Below are 17,408 nucleotides of genomic sequence, written 5' to 3'. Positions count from 1 at the left end.
ACCCTCATCTCGTTCCTTCGTTATTTCTGAGCTGCCTGTGCGGCAGCTCACACGTCCGTCCAGCTGAGGGCGCGTAACGGTCTTTTCTGAGCTGCCTGTGAGGCAGCTCACGCCGCCTACCCGAGCGCCATCTCCTCGCCCGGTTTCTGAGCTGCCTGTGCGGCAGCTCACGTCATCATGCGCGCTGCCCTGGACGCCGCCAATTTCTGAGCTGCCTGTGCGGCAGCTCACCTGTCGAAGACCGGCGATTCATCCGTCGAGCTTTTCTGAGCTGCCTGTGCGGCAGCTCACTAACGACGAATATTCCCATCCGCCGTCATATATTTCTGAGCTGCCTGTGCGGCAGCTCACCTCCGACGACGCCGAGCCGACCGGATTGTCGGTTTCTGAGCTGCCTGTGCGGCAGCTCACATGAACTCGCCGCCATCGTCCGACTTCATCAGTTTCTGAGCTGCCTGTGCGGCAGCTCACTTCTCGCGGGCGCTGGACTGGATTAGCGACAATTTCTGAGCTGCCTGTGCGGCAGCTCACGTGGTCGTGGAGGCGCAATCTCCTCGTCAGGATTTCTGAGCTGCCTGTGCGGCAGCTCACAAATCTATTTCGCAATCAGCATCCTTTTTATTTTTCTGAGCTGCCTGTGCGGCAGCTCACGCGGGAAATCGTGGGGCCTTGTTGATCTCACTTTTCTGAGCTGCCTGTGCGGCAGCTCACTGTCGACCCGCTGTTGTCATGGGTACCCAGCATTTCTGAGCTGCCTGTGCGGCAGCTCACTCGAGCAGGACCTGAACCGCATCTACCTGCTGTTTCTGAGCTGCCTGTGCGGCAGCTCACATTGCGAGAAATACCGATCAATTTATCCTTCTTTTCTGAGCTGCCTGTGCGGCAGCTCACATGGAGAGACTATTTACATTACGAAGCAGCGTTTTCTGAGCTGCCTGTGCGGCAGCTCACGATGCCGAGAGGCACCGCAGCCGGCGCCTGATTTTCTGAGCTGCCTGTGCGGCAGCTCACCCGCCTTGCAATTCCGCTCCGGCATGGTGGCCTTTCTGAGCTGCCTGTGCGGCAGCTCACCGCGGCAGCAGATGACGCCACAGACATGCTGTTTTCTGAGCTGCCTGTGCGGCAGCTCACATGTGCTCCATCCACACGCGAGCGCCGTACTTTTTCTGAGCTGCCTGTGCGGCAGCTCACGGAAGCCCCGCGGATCCTCGGGCGCGTGTTCTTTTCTGAGCTGCCTGTGCGGCAGCTCACACCATCCTTGCGCGCTGTTGCTGCTCATCTTTTTTCTGAGCTGCCTGTGCGGCAGCTCACGGTGTCGGGCCTGCTCGACATCCTGCCCGACTTTTCTGAGCTGCCTGTGCGGCAGCTCACGGTGTCGGGCCTGCTCGACATCCTGCCCGACTTTTCTGAGCTGCCTGTGCGGCAGCTCACTGCTGCTGGTCGCCGACGAGTTCGGCCGACTGTTTCTGAGCTGCCTGTGCGGCAGCTCACCTTACCGCTGACCTCGCCCACATAGAGCCCCATTTCTGAGCTGCCTGTGCGGCAGCTCACCAGTTCAGGGATTCTTAGATTCTTCTCCTGGTGTTTCTGAGCTGCCTGTGCGGCAGCTCACCCCCGCGGCTGTTCAGAAGAGCGCCTGAGCATTTTCTGAGCTGCCTGTGCGGCAGCTCACGCGGTCGCCAAGCCGGTCGCGGAGAAGCTGGCTTTCTGAGCTGCCTGTGCGGCAGCTCACAGCAGCCTACGGCTTAACGTCATCATGGGCATTTTCTGAGCTGCCTGTGCGGCAGCTCACCCGAAGGCCCGCACCACGTTGACGTTCGGGCCTTTCTGAGCTGCCTGTGCGGCAGCTCACAGTGGAGCCGTCTGGGCCAGTTCATGACTACTGTTTCTGAGCTGCCTGTGCGGCAGCTCACAATACCGAGGTATGCTCAAAGAGTATGTTCCTTTTCTGAGCTGCCTGTGCGGCAGCTCACAGGGCGCCGGCTTTCTCCAGGTCGCGCTTCACTTTCTGAGCTGCCTGTGCGGCAGCTCACTTGCACGTAGATCCGCCCTCCATGTTCTGCACTTTCTGAGCTGCCTGTGCGGCAGCTCACGGCGGCCACGATGGCGCGCATGGCGGCGATGATTTCTGAGCTGCCTGTGCGGCAGCTCACATAAACATTGTTCATTCTCCTGATCCTCAGCGATTTCTGAGCTGCCTGTGCGGCAGCTCACGCAGACGCCCTCAACGAGGTCCGTGCAAGCCTTTTCTGAGCTGCCTGTGCGGCAGCTCACAAGCGAAACTTGATGCCGCCGATCCACTTGGTTTTCTGAGCTGCCTGTGCGGCAGCTCACGTAAAGGTTCTTGCCGTTGCTGGCGCGCTTGATTTCTGAGCTGCCTGTGCGGCAGCTCACTTCGGCAGCCGGGTGCCCGAGCTGCTTGGCCGTTTCTGAGCTGCCTGTGCGGCAGCTCACCGAGGTGGCGAATGACGGAACAGTCACACAAATTTCTGAGCTGCCTGTGCGGCAGCTCACGGCCTTTCGCGCCCCGCCCGGTGGGCGACCGATTTCTGAGCTGCCTGTGCGGCAGCTCACATCTGCCAGTAGAGCGAGAGGTTGCTGAGCGATTTCTGAGCTGCCTGTGCGGCAGCTCACCCGCGGGACTCGACTTCGTTGACGGCCATGATTTTCTGAGCTGCCTGTGCGGCAGCTCACCTGAAATCGGTGAATCCAGAAGTACTCGTCGATTTCTGAGCTGCCTGTGCGGCAGCTCACCAGCGCCGCATGGGAAACATCGAACTCCTGGCTTTCTGAGCTGCCTGTGCGGCAGCTCACACGTCCGTCCAGCTGAGGGCGCGTAACGGTCTTTTCTGAGCTGCCTGTGCGGCAGCTCACAGGTAGTAGAAGCGCGCCGCGCGCTGGATGTCGTTTCTGAGCTGCCTGTGCGGCAGCTCACTCAACGAGATCGGTGCAGGCCTGGACATAGCGTTTCTGAGCTGCCTGTGCGGCAGCTCACATGCACGCCCGACCCAAACTCTTCAGCAGCTTTTTCTGAGCTGCCTGTGCGGCAGCTCACGAGTCCCGGTGCTCGATCCTGGCTGAACGTGTTTTCTGAGCTGCCTGTGCGGCAGCTCACATACGACTCAACTTTTTCCAACGATGTGTCGATTTCTGAGCTGCCTGTGCGGCAGCTCACCGTTCCTTATCGAAGGAATGAGACGAGTGTGTTTTCTGAGCTGCCTGTGCGGCAGCTCACAATTGACCAATCTGACGAAGTGCATTAGCACATTTCTGAGCTGCCTGTGCGGCAGCTCACTTTCCGAGGGGGTGGGCTTTTTGTCTCACGAATTTCTGAGCTGCCTGTGCGGCAGCTCACCGTTCCTTATCGAAGGAATGAGACGAGTGTGTTTTCTGAGCTGCCTGTGCGGCAGCTCACCAGTTCGTCAGCCTCACGCATGGCTACGTTGATTTCTGAGCTGCCTGTGCGGCAGCTCACTATATCGCCGGCTTCCTCAATGACATCGACCATTTCTGAGCTGCCTGTGCGGCAGCTCACCCCTCGACAACCCTGTGGCCGTGGCGCATGTATTTCTGAGCTGCCTGTGCGGCAGCTCACTCGCGCCCCATGGTCTTCTGCAGCACGGCGATTTTCTGAGCTGCCTGTGCGGCAGCTCACAGCTCTTGATCGGCGGTCGGCGCAGTGGTCATTTTCTGAGCTGCCTGTGCGGCAGCTCACAGGTGGCGTTCATGGCGCGTCTCGCTGGCCTGTTTCTGAGCTGCCTGTGCGGCAGCTCACGCATTGGCCGCTTCTTCCTTCGTATGGACATATTTCTGAGCTGCCTGTGCGGCAGCTCACGAGGTCATTTTGAGCTAACAAAATGTCGACCATTTCTGAGCTGCCTGTGCGGCAGCTCACTAGAGCATATTCAAGTTAAATACTTGATTGTTAAAGAGCAACAGCTTGATAGAGCAACGCCTCCCTTTTCAGAGAGGCGTCAGTAACATCTTGATTTTCAATAACCTAATGCGGCCCTCCTAAAAAGGGTCAGAACCATGGCACCGTCGCCTCACTGCTCAATCCGTAATGATTGAATCGCCCTGCGACCGGCTGTGGCTGTAGCTGGCCATGCTCGATGAATAGCGCAAACCGTTGCCCACTGGAGCGGCTGCTGACCTGCACGAAAGGCAGAGCGATCTGGCGCGCGGCGGGCGTTTCCATCAAGCGCTGTGCCTCTTCGACCCCGATGCTGTGCCGTTGGGCATAACGCTTCGCGCGGCTAGGGCTTCCAGTGTTGAACTGGCGCCGCCGAACGATCCGGTGCTGCGCATCGGCAGGTACTGGCTGAATGGCATCCAACATTACGTGGTCACGCATGCCGGTGAGCCACGAAAACTCCAACAACTGTTCCAACCGCGATTGCCCAGCGTGCAACCGCAGCCGATCCCCCGGCGTGCGTGCGCGCACGCCAGTCTTATGGTCGGGAAAGCTGATGCCAATATCATCCGCCTCCAGATCGAACAGGGCTCGATGCAGCTTGCTGTAGAGCGCCCCCATCAGCATCGCTGGCGCGAAATCCGGATCGGGCCGCAAGCGGATATCGATATAGTGTTCCATGGCTCACCCCGCATCGCCGAATACGCCACCACGGATAAAGGTCGCCATAACGAAATGCTGTTGTTCGGTAGGGGGTACCTGATCCTTGAGCAACCAGTTATCGAGCAGGTTATAAAAATCCATCTTCTGTTTCGGCTGCCGGAAGGCACTGCCCTGAGTGGTCACCGAGCCATAGGGCTCCACGGCAATCGGGCCGAGATCGCTTTCGTCTTCCGGTACTGGATACCAGGTATCGATGGTACGCAGGGCATTACCCAACTTCTGGGAGTGGATAGCGGCGGTTTTTTCAGCCCCAATACTGTAGAGGGTTTTGCTCTTGTCTCCTCGACTGCGATCTAGGATCAGCTCCTGCGAGGGGAACACCTCTTGACCGGCACCGACCCGGGCAAAGGCCACCACATCCAAAAGCAAATAACGCTCGCCGGACAGCGCCTCGTTGATAAGCCCGCCTAGCTCGCGAGTGGCCTTGCTCCCCTCAAAATCACGCAGCGAATGCTCGAGCGCATTGAAGGTCCACTGTTTTTCCGCTTGCCCTTCCTTCATCTGACTGATGACAACTTCTATTTCTTCCGCACCGACGCGATTGCGCCACAGGAAGCGGCCATTGGCGAGATTGCAGGCATAGCGATGAGCGAGCTCACCAAAGCCGTGCTCACTAAGGTAACCCGTCACCGTCTGTTTCAGCTTGTACTGGTATTCGGCGCTGTTGCAGGCCGAGGGGGTACCGGCACCGGCCAGCACTCGTAGGGTAAAGTGCACCGCCAAGGTATCGACATCGTGCGGCAGCGCTGCGACGTCGACCGTCTGCAAATTAGGGTTTTCAATCGCGGCATCGAGCTTGGCCGGATCTTGATCCTTGGCCTTCAGTCGGTTGGAAATAGTGCCGCGAACGGACTTCTCGCGAACAGGGATGCCGCTCCATGCCGCATGTTGGGTGCGGTCATCCCAGTTACCAGCGCTGAACAGCGCATCGGACGGATCGAGCTTACGCTCGAAGGCGAGGACAGAAGCGGTTTTGAGTGTGTCATTCTTGGCCATGAAAGGTTTCCTGCATCAGTCGTTGATCAAGGTATCGGTGTAGGCGTTGCTCAAGCGATAGAGGCCACGTTCGAGATCATTCTCCACGAACCACATCAAGGCTTCGGGATGCTTGATTCGGTGGGGACTTACCCATTCGCCGATCGAGTAAAGGCTTTCGACGAACTGGAACGGCACCTCAGGATCACGGGCATTAGCCACCACGCCCGAGTCGAAAAGCTCAGAAATGGCACCGTAGCCCACCGGGATCGGCACTAGCCAACCGGGATACGGGCGGCGAACCTCCCAGCTCATTTGTTCCTTGCCGTTATCGTCTTCGCCCTTGGTGATCCGGCACTCGTGGTTGAGCCGCGATAGGTCGAGCCAGGCGTCCAGCGGTGTGGCACTTTCGCTATTCGCTTTGAGGGTGGCGGTATGCTCAGCGAGCCGGTCATCACGGAGCACCAGCGCAAACCCCGGCAACAGTCGGCGCCTGAGACGATGCCACTGTTTCGTGCCTTCTTCCTCGTTGGCATCGAAGCTGATCAGCTCCGGGCGATGGCGCCGCTCACCGGGGCGGGGCGGTATCACACTGCCTCCAGCAACACGCATGCCCTGTACCTGCTGATAAAGCTTATTAGCAATCGCTTGACGGCGTTCGGCGCTTTTCAGGTCATCGCTGCCATCTGCCTCGGCGCCAATCAATAGCGAGACTTCCAGATGCGCCCGGCCTTCCTCGACGATGGCCGCTGTGCTGCCGGTCTTGTCTACAGGATTACGTGTGAGATGGAAGGCACGTGTGAAGCCTCCCGATGTGACTTGTGGGTCGAGGCGATGACACACCACCCCGATCTCGTTGAAGACCAGCTTGATATCATCGGACAGGTTACGCTCCAACGCCTGCATCAGCCCCATGAAGGCGCTCATGGCAGGAAAGCCCCAGGTCATCGGGCTGGAGATGGCATTAGCGTTCTGGATGCGCAGCTGGGGAAGCAGAAGAAGATGCTGGATCATGCTGCCTCTCCTTGATCGTCGTCTTCATCGCGCAGTGCTTCTTGAAGATCGTCGAGCTGACGGCGGAATTCGGTCACGATACCCTCAAACCGGCGTTTCCAGTTGTGGTGTTCTGCATCTCCGAAGCTGAGAGGGCTGTTGTAGCTCAACTCACGATTGAGCCAGTTGGCCGCGCGAGCGCTGATGGCTTCGTGCCAGTTCGACTGTCGGCGCGTCTCGGCAAACTCGCTATCCTCATGGGCCCGGCCCGGATCCAGCCAGTACTGCTCTTCCAGAGCCAACTGGCACTTTTCCTCAGCCGTCCAGCCAGGTGCCAAGGAGTGGATATCGAACGTGAACAGCATCAACTCGTCGACCAGCATTGCGGTGAGGTCGTCGCGCAGATCACGGGTGTGCATGTTCTTGGTGGGGTCCGCTTCCAGCAAGCGCTTGAGTTCACCCACAATGCGTCGGACGTTTGGACGCCCTTTGAATGCTCGGAAGGCGTCCCGCATCGGCGCGTACACCTCGCGCGACTCCCAGTTTGGCGGTAGCGATGCCAGTAGATAATTCTGGCCGCCCCGTTCGCTATTGAGCTGCGAGATGTTCTGCGGTTTGGTTCCGCCGAGTTTCTGCACTGCCAGATTGGGGTAGCTGGTATAGCCGCCCTCATACGGCGCCTTGTCCTTCAACGCCTTACGCGCCGCCTTGTTATGATCGCCAAAGAACCAGGTATTGGGACTGACCTGCGCGTAGAAGCGGTGAGTCAGCGCTGTAGCATAGAGCGGTGCCAGCAGGCGGTAGCTTTTATCATCTGCAGGGTCGTCGCCGACCAGCCAGAAAAGCTGTTTCCCCATCACATGAGAGCTGGGTGCTCCCTTGGGCTCGGTGATGCTAGCGAAGGCGCGTACCCAGCTTTCGGCTTCCTCGCGATCTTGGCTCAAGGCATCGATCAGTGCTTCGTCGAAATCGAGCGCCCGCTCCAGCAGCGTACGCCCTTGCCACTCCAGTTTCAGGAACTTGTAAACATCAAGCGCTGCCGCATTGCCGACAACATCGCCCTGGAAATCGGCAGGCAGACAGTGGCTACCCACTAGGCCGCCTTGATTCAGCTGACCGGGTTCGATGTAGAGGTTCGTGCCCTTGGCATCCGGGTGGATTGCCTTCAAGGAGTGCGTGACGACCTGAAGCTGGCTGACGCGACGAGCCGCATCGGCCAGCCAGGCTTGCGGCTCGAACTGTCGCTGGAGTTCAAGATACTTGGGATCGTCCGCTGGGAGCTTTTCCGTCTTGTTCGCGAAGCGGTCATGGATGAACCATTCAACCAAGTCGCGTAGGGACGCATGGTATTGGGGGTCTGGCATAGGTTCCCTGCCTTACTTGGGTGGCATACCCAAGGCATGTCATAATGAGCCCCAAGCGTGGTAACGCTTGGGGCATGGTTGGGCCAAACTATTCGTCTCGTCTAACGGGACGATAACCAATCATCCACACACCTCCTTGCTCTTCCCAAAGCAGGTCAGACGTTATCGATGCCTTGCTCGCCCATTGAGCGGCCACTCTTGGGCGAGCGTCTCACACGGCATTGCCAAGCTTGAAATCAACATACTCTTCCGTTTTCGGAAATACAACCTAGCAGCTTGTACTGGATAAACTTGACATGTGGGACGCTATGGTAACTTCTCTAGGCAGCCGAAAAGGCCGCTTAGAAATAGCACCTAGTGCTGGACAGGTATCCGCTGCCGCACAGGCAGCCTCAGCCGGCCCGATCCAGGCCGGCTGCTTACTTTTTCCTCACGAATCCCAAGGCCGGGTGAAAATGCCATCCCTGCGGGGCGTAGTTCATTTTCAGGCGGATGCGACCGAAGCGCCGGGCGCAGCGCTCTAACTCCATGTCCATGGCCTCGGCTTGATCCGTCAGTGCGACCATGTAGTCGGGCTCGTTCCAGGGCGCGATGCAAGGCTGGCGAAAAACGTCCTCCGGTATCCGATCCAGCTCGGTCTCCACGGGTGTCAGCCTCTCCTCCCTACCCTCCTGCTCCACCCGCCAGAAGCCGTAGTCTTCCTCTGTTTCATCCGGGAGCAGCACGAATTCGCACTCCGGTTCGTTGTCCTCCCGAAAGGGGTGATGCTGTACCGGTAGCGCCCCGAGGGTCATCATTGCAGGGCGATAGAAGAGGTAGGCCCCAAGATGCACCTGTGCCGGCTCACCGCGACGCCTGCGTCGCTGACGACCAGGAGCGGCCCCCTCGATCATGAGCGCGGCAAGTCGCGCATGCTCGAGATCGACGAGCTTGTATGCCGGCTCTAGCACCTCGCCCGGTAACAGGCGTGGGCGCGAGTCGATATGCTCGATCTCAACCTCTCTCAGAAGCTCCGCCAGTTGGTGCGACCTCAGCAGCCAGTCCCGCTCGGTCTCGAAACCTGGTCGGCTGAAGGCCGGCGCGACCCGTTTCAGATGTCGCACGTTGGTTCCAAGCAGTGCAATGTTGGGGGCATGAACGGGGGCAGGACGGTGGCGGCGCACGCGACCGGCAAGCTGAATGATTGAGCGCATCGATGAAGGCTCGACCACGGCCCAGTCGTAGTCGTGGTCCCTACCAACCTCAGTGACCGGCGACCCAAGCACGATGAAGAGGTGATCCTGGGCGGAGCCGCTGTCGAGTCGGGCGCGAATATCGGAGAGATCGAAAACGGCATCCTCGCTGCGTCGATCGAGCGTTCGGTCCAGGCGCGCTTCCAAGCGTGAGCGCAGCAGCAGCGGAAACTGGGAGTGGTAAACGCAAAGATGGATCTGCCGCCCTTCGGGAATGTCCGATCGATAGAGCGCCTGGGCGACAGCGACCAGCGGCTCGATGTTGGCCATGCGCACCAAGCCGAAGCTGGCTCGCTTACCGCTATGGGGATCGACTGAATGGTGGCGCTCATGAAGGGAGCACGCTTGGGTGAGTATCGTCTGGGCGGTCGCCTGATGAACGGCGTCCGGATGGGCGGTGGGAGCGGACAACGGCACGAGATAGCCGCGGCGAACCGGCTCTTGATCAGCGAGCCTAGCAGCGCGCTGCTGGGCAAACTGACGATGAGCAGCATCGAACTGCTCACCCTCTGCGCACTGCTGCTGGGCGCAGCCATACTCATCGAACCAGGCACAGCAGGGGCTCAGCGGGGTGCCGGGAACGCCGCGATGGCGCTGGTACTCTGCACGACCGGCGCGATAGGCCTCAAACAGGCCGCGTACCAAGGCTGGCGGCAGCGTGGCCGAGGAGAGCAGCACCCGTGAGCCAAGTAGTCCTGACCAGTACACCAGACGTGTCAGACCGGGAAGGTCATGGATGTCGAAGTCATCCGGCTCGTCGAGCACAAGATCACTGCTCATCAACCGCAGCATGGGTGCGATCTGATGCCCTCCGCGCAGGCTCTCCGTGGCCGGTATCAAGTGATCGATGGTACATACCAGCACCGGAGCGCTGATCAGCGCTCGGGCATGCGGGTCATTCGCAGCCCGCGACAGCAGCGGATGCTCGTCGACTTGACCTTCGAAATGGACATGACTCTGCTCATCCAGCAGTGCACCACGAGACTCCGAGCCGCCGCTCTCACGCTGATGGTGCTCGAAGAGCTCGCGGCTGGCGCTGCCGCCGACCCTAATCGCCAGGTCGTCGCTACCCAACCCCAACCTCTCGCGGTAGACCTGCCCGGTTTGCAGCGTAAGCGTTCTCAGGCCAAGGGCTATCGAGAAGCGAGCGCCTTCCCCTGGATCGCTCAAGGCATACATGATCCGGCCATTGGCAATGGTCTTGCCGCAGCCGGTCGAGGCCATATTGACGCCAAAAAATCCCTGTTCGCGAGCCCTGTCACGCAAACCCGCCGCCAAGTCGAATGCCTTGTCCTGCCAACGAAAACGAGGGTCGCGGCTGCGCTGGCGAAAGCCCTTGTGCCGCGCAATACGCGGCAGGGCTCTTGACATGTCCGGCAAGCGATGAACTATTTCGCCCGCCGCCCGGGTTACGCCCAGCAGGTGCTCTTCCAATGGCTGGCATAACTGACGCGTGCCGTTCAGTACGGCGGTATTGGCGTATAGCGCGGTTGACCAGGCACCAGGGAGCCGCCCTTTGTCGGTCAGGCTCGAATAGTGGTGATCCGCCAACATCAACGCCAAACGCGCCAGATGCATGACGTAGGGAGACTCCAACGGTGGCACCGTTGCCCTGACTTCTTTCAGTTGCCGCGCCACCCGTCGACTGCGCTGTCGCCATGCATCAGTCGTGGCAGGCAGGCCATGGGGAAATTCCCAGTACGGCCTGACATCCTTCGTCTCAGCAAATTCAACACATTCGTTCCAGGCAGCCGTGATGGCCTCGGGAAGCGCCGGCAGGTTAGCGGCGTTCATATCGGCACGGGCCCCGACCCACTTTTGCTGGCCGTTGTCATCATAGGCCGGCAATGCCGGCAGGCGATGATGACTCAAGACTAGCCAGCCAATCGCAGCAGCAAGCGGCGGTAGTTGAATAAAAGGCGTTTTCTCCTTTTCAGCGATATCAGCCAATCCATCGCTTTTGAGGCGGCCCAGCCAGCATGCATCGTCATCGGGAGTAGGCTGTTCGAGCCGAGAAAGCCAGGTCTCGTCATCGTCATCACCAACAAAGGCTTCAAGCAAACGCAGCGATACCCACTCGTGCCGGTACCGATTTCGCCCCTCCAGACGGCCATGGAGACGATCCTGAAAGGCACGGCTCGCCTTGCCAAGGTCATGGAGCAGGGCAGCTATCGAAGCCAGAAGATGGATCAGGCGACCGCTGTGCCAATCGTTTTCATCCTCGGCACGCAGGATGTTGCGGCGTGTAGTATTAGTCGGAGACCCTCCTCTCGCATTGAACTGTGCAGCATTACCCACGATCCACATCAGTTCGCTGTGATCGCGCCCACGAATCCAGTGGCAGGCTACGGCGGTGTTTTTTCGCGCTGACTTGCGCAGCAACTTTCTCAGCGTATCGAGTCCCGCCTGGGTGATCGGCGTCTGCCAGGTGCGATCACCACGCCTCTCGGCGAACTGATCCAGGATTCGTCGCGTCTCCTTGAGCGCGTTTTTGCTGCACTGGGAAACTAGCAGCACGTTCACGCAGCCGGCCCTCCCAGCTCGAGCGCCACGTCCTTCAAGGTATCGATCATGTAGTCGAGGGATTCCGTCCGCGTTAGCCGCTCGATGCACGCCTGGCGAAACTCCTGCTCTTCATCGCCCTGCATGGCGGAAAGAAATGCCTGGGGCAGAATCACGGCATCCTTGACTAGGTCGGCGACGTCGAATACCAGGCCACCGCGACGCGTCTTGCCATGCAGCACCGCCAATCCGTGCGGAATGCCGAGCACCCAGGTAGCGGTGGCCGCCAGGCCATAAGCCAGATAATTCCCGTGATCGAGGAAGCGGTTGGCGGGATCGGTGCCACTGCCCCGCTTAGCTCGGGTGAAATCGCCGTAGTTCACGGCACGAGTCGCAAGCTTGAAAAGCAACTTGGTCAGGCGGGCTTCCAGGGTGAGCAGATCGGTAGTGTTGGGCGACTTGCCAATGGCCTCACGATGCGTTGCCAACGCTTGATGAAGCGCGTCCGTAGAAATGGAAAAACCGGCCTCTTTTAAGGGACGACCGGTCCATAGCGATTCGATTCTATTGAGACGTGCAATCTGGAATGCCTTCGCCGCCGCCAAGCGCTTCTCGTCATCGAACCAGAAGTGCACCCAGTGCTGGAGATATTCCGTGGGGCGGTACTCGCTTTGGGGTGTCAGCCAGGCAACATCGACATCCACTTCGTTGGCGGCAAACAAGGGTGTGCCGCCACCGCCGCAGAAGCCTACCAGCACGCCAGCCTTGGCCAGTTCACGCATCGCTGCCTGGGTAATCGATGTGCCAGTACCGAGCAGCAGCGAGGTGGTATTGGCGATGGGAATATTCCAGTAGCGTGACTGACTACCTTCATCGGTGACGTACTCGACACGTCCGCCGTTCACCAACACACGGCAATGTTGCAGGTAGTAGAGGTTTGCGCGTTTCGAGTGCAGGATCGTCTTCAGATCCGACGGTGATAGGTCGTCCATGAGTTCCCTGTCGTGCTTATTATTTGTATCTAATTAGTAACTATATAAGCACTCCTTCCTACTCCCTGCCACCCGTGCGTGGAGAGATAGTTGCTCTATCATCCCAAATGTTGACGCTCGTCACGTCCCTCAAACCACCTCCGCCACCTCTTCAAACGCCAGCCTCGCCCCCCTTGGACGCTGGCTTTCGGGGTCGCCTGCGCCCAGGTTGACCAGGAAGTTGCTCTTGTAGCGGCCGTCGGGGAAGAACTCCTCGTCGACCATGGCGTTGTCGAAGCCGCTCATGGGGCCGACGTCCAGGCCCAGCATACGGGCGGCGATGATCAGATAGGCGCCCTGCAGGGTGCCGTTGCGCCAGGCGGTATCGCTGGTCGTTTCGGGGTTTGCGGCGAAGCGTTCGCGGGCATTGGGCGAGCTGGGAAACAGCTTGGGCATGTGTTCGTAGAAGCGAGTATCGACGGCGACGATCACCGTGACCGGGGCTTCGTGGGCCTTGTCGCGGTTGGCTTCGGAGAGCGCCGGCAGCAGGCGCGACTTGCCCTCTTCGCTCATCACGAAGACGTAGCGTGCCGGCTGGCAGTTCATCGAGGTGGGGCCCCACTTCAGCAGGTCGTAGAGCCGGCGCAGGGCGGCCTCGTCGACGGGCTCCGGCCGGAAGCCGTAGTGGGTGTGCGCTTGGCGGAAGACGGTGTCGAGCGCGATGTCGTCGAGGGGCGGTCGCATGGGGTCTCCTGCTGTAATAGGGTTTTTGTCCCTATGGCCGTGCCTGGAAGTGATTGCCTCGTATCACATCACATGATGCGCTGCGGGCAGGTTTTCGGAGAAATAGATTTCCATGGCCACCGGGGCCATGTCCGCCTGTTCACCTGTCGCCGCGGCAATGGCTCGCGAATAGATCAGGTCGGGACTCTGGGTGATTACCGCATCCATCGTTCCATCGAGTAGCATGCTACGAGTATCGGGCGTCAGTCCATGACCTATGAAACAGATATCGGTATCACGCCGCGATTCGCGCAGTGCTCGCCCGATGCCATCCGACGCACCGCCCACGTTGTAGATGCCCACGATATCGGGATGCGCTTCCAATAGGCGGCAGGTGTTCTGGTAGTTCTCGTCGCGGTTGTCGTGCCCTTCATGCGGGCCGATCACGCTCAGGTAGGGGAAGTTCGCCTCCGTCAGGGCCAGAAACCCCATCTCGCGTTCCATGTGGGCACGGTAGGCCCGGCTTGCCGCAATGAGCGCCAGCTTGCCCGAGGTGACATGACAGAACCGCCCCATGATCTGGGCGGCGGTGCGCCCCGCGGCGAAATTGTCGATACCGAGGTAGAGGTGCCGGTTCGAGCTTGGCAGGTCCGAAATGATAGTGATGATGCGTTTTCCCGCCATCACGAGTTCGTCGATGGCCTGCCTCACGCGTGGATGGTCGATGGCCATGAACACGACGGTATCCGCGCTTCTGCCGTAGCGCCTCAGCGCCTGTGCCAGTGCATCGGGATTGAAGCTCTCAATGAAGTGGCTCCTGACCTTGACCGGCCCGGGCGAGAGAGCCGCCAGTTCGCGCACGCGTGTACTGAGCCCCGTGAGGTAGGGGTTCGTTCCCCTGGGCAGTAGAAAGACCACCTTGGCAAAGCGCGGGCCGAGCCGTTTGCTCAACTCCTCCTCGTCCATGTAGCCGATGTGCACGGCCGCTTCGAGCACCCGGCGCAACGTTGCCTCCCGCACACCAGGGCGGCGGTTCAGAACACGATCCACCGTCGCCGTCGATACCCCTGCCATGGCGGCAATATCCGGTATCAATGGCCGCCTTCCATCAAAAACCATCAAAAAGTCCTCATTGCCCCTGCGTAGGATCCTGCCCTAGCCTTGAGAATCGTAGGGCACGAACATCATTACCTACAAATAAATAAAAAAACATCATCCGGAGAACGTCATGCTTAACAAGATCAACAAGCTCGGCCGCCTGACGGCCGTAGCGGGTGCGCTGGCCATGAGCGTTGGCACGGCGGCGGCCCAGGAAGTCACCCTGCGCTATGGCCACATGCATACGCCGAACTCGATCGCCGGTATGCAGGCCGAGTGGCTGGCCGAGGCCATCACGGAGAAGACCAACGGCGAGGTCGCGGTGGATATCTTTCCCAATTCGCAGCTCGGCAAGCTTCAGGAGCTGGCCGAAGCGGTATCGACGGGATCGATCGCCATCTCCCACAACACGGCTGGCGCTATCGGCTCGCTCTATCCTCCCTTTGCCGCATTCGATACGCCCTACCTGTACCGCGACATCGATCACTTGATGGCGGTGATGGACGTGGATTCGCCCGTGATGGAGGAACTCAACGAGGGCCTGGTGGACGCCTCCGGTGTACGCTTGCTCTACGCCTTCTACTTCGGCACCCGCCACCTGACGACCAACCAGGAGATCAAGTCGCCGGACGATCTCGAAGGGATCAAGATTCGGTCCATTCCCTTCCCGATCTACATGGCCACCGTCGAAGGGATGGGCGCGGTTCCCGTTCCCGTGGATTGGGCCGAGGTACCCACGGCACTGGCAACCGGCGTGGTCGAAGGCCAGGAGAACCCGGTCAACGTGGTCGTCACCTCGAAGCTGAATGAAGTGCAGAGCCACATGATGCTGACCGGCCATATCAGCGCCGCTCAGGTCATCGTCATGAACGACGACACTTGGCAGTCGCTGTCGCCCGAGCATCGGGACGCCATCACCGAAGCCGCTGCCGAGGTTCGCGAGCGCGCCACGGCCGCCATGCTGGAGGCGGAAGCCGAGGATTTCGCCACCCTGCGCGAAGCGGGCATGCACATCGTCGGCCCCGAGGATGGCCTGGAGCTCGAGGCGTTCCGCACCCGCGTCAGTGATCGTATTGCCGAGGAGTTCACCGCGCAGTACGGCGAATTGTACGAGCAGATCGCGGCCGTTAACTGAGCCATGAACGAGCACAAGCCGATTGTCGGGCGAGCGGTCACCTGGCTGACGCAAGCGTGCCTTGGGGTGGCGATGGTACTGCTGGTCCTCATAGCCGTGCTGATCGTGACCCAGGTCGTGGCACGCAACCTGTTCGACACTGGCCTGCCCAGGGTCGATGAGGCCGCCCGCTTTGCCGGCATCGCCATGGTCTATCTTGCCGCCCCGTTTCTGCTGCTGCGCGGCCAGCACGTGGCGGTCACGCTACTGGTGGACCTGCTGCCTCGCCTGGGGCGCAGGCTCTGCCTGGTGGTGGGCGAACTGGCAACGCTGGGGTTCTGCGTTCTGACGCTGTACGGCTTCTATCGCTTCCTGCTGCGTGCGGGGCGCTTCGCCACACCGGCCATGGGCATGCCGAACCTTTGGTTCTACATGCCTGCACTGGTCGGGCTGATCTTTCTCGCGGTGGTGGCCGCCTACCGCCTCGGTCTGTTGGCGTCGGGCAGGGAGGTCGAGGAATGACCGTTACCCTGCTCATGCTGTTCGCCCTGGGCCTGCTCATCGGCGCCCCGGTGGCCGTCAGCCTTGGCCTGTCGGCGGGGCTCGTCATCCTGATTCACGACCTGCCGGTCACGGTGCTCGCCCAGCGGGCTGTGAACACCCTCGACAGCTCGCCGCTGCTGGCGGTCCCGATGTTCATACTGGCCGCCTCGCTGCTGGGGGCGACGGGGGTGACAACCCATCTCTTCGACCTCATGCGAATGCTGGTGGGGCGAGTACGCGGCGGCATGGCACACGTGAACGTGCTGGTCAGCCTGATATTCTCCGGCATGTCGGGGGCGGCGCTGGCGGATATCGGCGCGCTCGGCGGCATCCAGATCCGCCAGATGGTGCACCAGGGCTACAGCCAGCGCTTCGCCTCGGGCGTTACCATCGCGGCGGCCACCATCGGCCCGATCTTTCCGCCTTCCATTCCGCTGATCATCTTCGCCACGGCCGCCGAGGTGTCGACCATTCGCGCCCTGCTAGCGGGCGTGGTGCCGGCCCTGGTGGTGGCCTTGGCACTGATGATCCAGATCGCGGTGATGGCGCGCCGTCATGACCTGCCGCGCGACGACATCCGGCCCACCCTGCCCGCCATACGGCGCAAGGCGTGGATCTCGCTGCCTGCGCTGCTCGCGCCCGTGCTGCTGGTAGGCGGCATGATCAGCGGTTTCTTCGGCCCCACCGAAGCGGCCGGGGTGACGGTGGCCTATGCCGTGCTGATCGGGTTGCTGGTCTATCGCTCGCTCACCCTGGAGGGATTTGTCGGCTGCACACGCGACACGGTGCTGGCCACGGCCAACGTGCTGTTCGTCGTCGCGGCGGCGGCGCTCTTCGCCTGGGTATTGACGATGGACCGGGTACCGGCACGGGCCGGGGCATGGCTGCTGGAGGTGTCGGAAAACCCGCTCGTCCTGCTGCTGATCCTGAACCTGCTGCTGCTGGTGGTCGGCATGTTCCTGGAGGCCATCGTGGCCATCTTGATCATTGCGCCTATTGTCACCCCGGCACTACTGCAGGCAGGCGTTCCGCCCGAGCAGTTGGGTGTGGTCTTCGTGCTCAACCTGATGCTCGGGTTACTGACACCCCCGGTGGGAATGAGCCTCTACATGGTCTCGATCATCACCAAGATGCCGCTGCAGTCGGTCATCCGCGGCGTCGCCCCGTTCTACCTTTCCCTTTTCGCAGCCCTTGCGCTGGTAACGCTGGTTCCCGGCCTTTCCACTTGGCTGCCCAACCTTGTCATGAAGTGAGATT

General features: G+C 60.4%; 11 protein-coding genes and 1 CRISPR repeat array (1 of these 12 running past the window's edge). Of the genes, 3 read left to right on the top strand and 8 right to left on the bottom strand.

Going from position 1 to position 17,408, the window contains the following annotated elements:
• Window positions 1-3,895: direct repeats of the CRISPR family, unit length 28 nt; unit sequence TTTCTGAGCTGCCTGTGCGGCAGCTCAC (it extends 3,038 nt beyond the left edge of the window).
• Between the two features lie 129 nt (window positions 3,896-4,024).
• The 8 genes from cas6f to ACRWQA_RS01635 all read right to left on the bottom strand — a co-directional run bounded on the left by cas6f (window position 4,025) and on the right by ACRWQA_RS01635 (window position 14,515).
• Window positions 4,025-4,594: a type I-F CRISPR-associated endoribonuclease Cas6/Csy4 gene (cas6f, locus tag ACRWQA_RS01670; RefSeq protein ID WP_434229532.1), complete on the bottom strand. Its 570-nt coding sequence runs from the start codon at window positions 4,592-4,594 to the stop codon at window positions 4,025-4,027.
• A 3-nt stretch (window positions 4,595-4,597) separates the two neighbouring features.
• On the bottom strand, window positions 4,598-5,632 hold the full coding sequence (gene csy3 / locus ACRWQA_RS01665) for a type I-F CRISPR-associated protein Csy3 (protein ID WP_434229534.1): 1,035 nt from the start codon (window positions 5,630-5,632) through the stop codon (window positions 4,598-4,600).
• 15 nt (window positions 5,633-5,647) lie between these two features.
• Entirely contained in the window at window positions 5,648-6,625 is a 978-nt protein-coding gene (csy2, locus tag ACRWQA_RS01660) for a type I-F CRISPR-associated protein Csy2 (RefSeq protein WP_434229535.1), read from the bottom strand.
• A complete protein-coding gene (gene csy1, locus ACRWQA_RS01655) occupies window positions 6,622-7,968 on the bottom strand; it encodes a type I-F CRISPR-associated protein Csy1 (protein WP_434229537.1) in 1,347 nt (448 codons plus the stop codon). The genes csy2 and csy1 overlap by 4 nt, the downstream gene beginning before the upstream one ends.
• Before the next feature lie 419 nt (window positions 7,969-8,387).
• Window positions 8,388-11,813: a type I-F CRISPR-associated helicase Cas3f gene (gene cas3f, locus ACRWQA_RS01650; protein ID WP_434229538.1), complete on the bottom strand. Its 3,426-nt coding sequence runs from the start codon at window positions 11,811-11,813 to the stop codon at window positions 8,388-8,390.
• Window positions 11,720-12,694, bottom strand: a complete 975-nt coding sequence (cas1f, locus tag ACRWQA_RS01645; RefSeq protein WP_434229540.1) for a type I-F CRISPR-associated endonuclease Cas1f — start codon at window positions 12,692-12,694, stop codon at window positions 11,720-11,722. Before cas1f ends, cas3f begins: the two co-directional genes overlap by 94 nt.
• A 129-nt stretch (window positions 12,695-12,823) precedes the next feature.
• Window positions 12,824-13,417 (bottom strand): malonic semialdehyde reductase, encoded by a 594-nt coding sequence (locus tag ACRWQA_RS01640; protein ID WP_434229542.1) that lies wholly within the window; start codon window positions 13,415-13,417, stop codon window positions 12,824-12,826.
• Window positions 13,418-13,480: 63 nt separating this feature from the next.
• The gene (locus ACRWQA_RS01635) at window positions 13,481-14,515 is read right to left on the bottom strand and encodes a LacI family DNA-binding transcriptional regulator (protein WP_434229543.1); all 1,035 of its coding nucleotides are present in this window, start codon (window positions 14,513-14,515) and stop codon (window positions 13,481-13,483) included.
• A 109-nt stretch (window positions 14,516-14,624) separates the two neighbouring features.
• Here ACRWQA_RS01635 and ACRWQA_RS01630 point away from each other — a divergent pair, with 109 nt between their 5' ends.
• From ACRWQA_RS01630 to ACRWQA_RS01620, 3 genes are read left to right on the top strand one after another with little or no spacing between them, the layout of a single operon-like run.
• Entirely contained in the window at window positions 14,625-15,629 is a 1,005-nt protein-coding gene (locus tag ACRWQA_RS01630; protein ID WP_434229545.1) for a TRAP transporter substrate-binding protein, read from the top strand.
• Window positions 15,630-15,632: 3 nt separating this feature from the next.
• Window positions 15,633-16,130: a TRAP transporter small permease gene (locus tag ACRWQA_RS01625; protein WP_263582179.1), complete on the top strand. Its 498-nt coding sequence runs from the start codon at window positions 15,633-15,635 to the stop codon at window positions 16,128-16,130.
• Window positions 16,127-17,404, top strand: coding sequence for a TRAP transporter large permease (locus ACRWQA_RS01620; protein ID WP_434229546.1), 1,278 nt, complete (start codon window positions 16,127-16,129; stop codon window positions 17,402-17,404). The genes ACRWQA_RS01625 and ACRWQA_RS01620 overlap by 4 nt, the downstream gene beginning before the upstream one ends.
• The last annotated feature ends 4 nt before the right edge of the window (window positions 17,405-17,408 follow it).

It is taken from the genome of Billgrantia sp. C5P2 (assembly GCF_051062895.2).
Note: the sequence above shows the minus strand (reverse complement) of the source record. Positions and strands in the feature narration are given on the sequence as shown.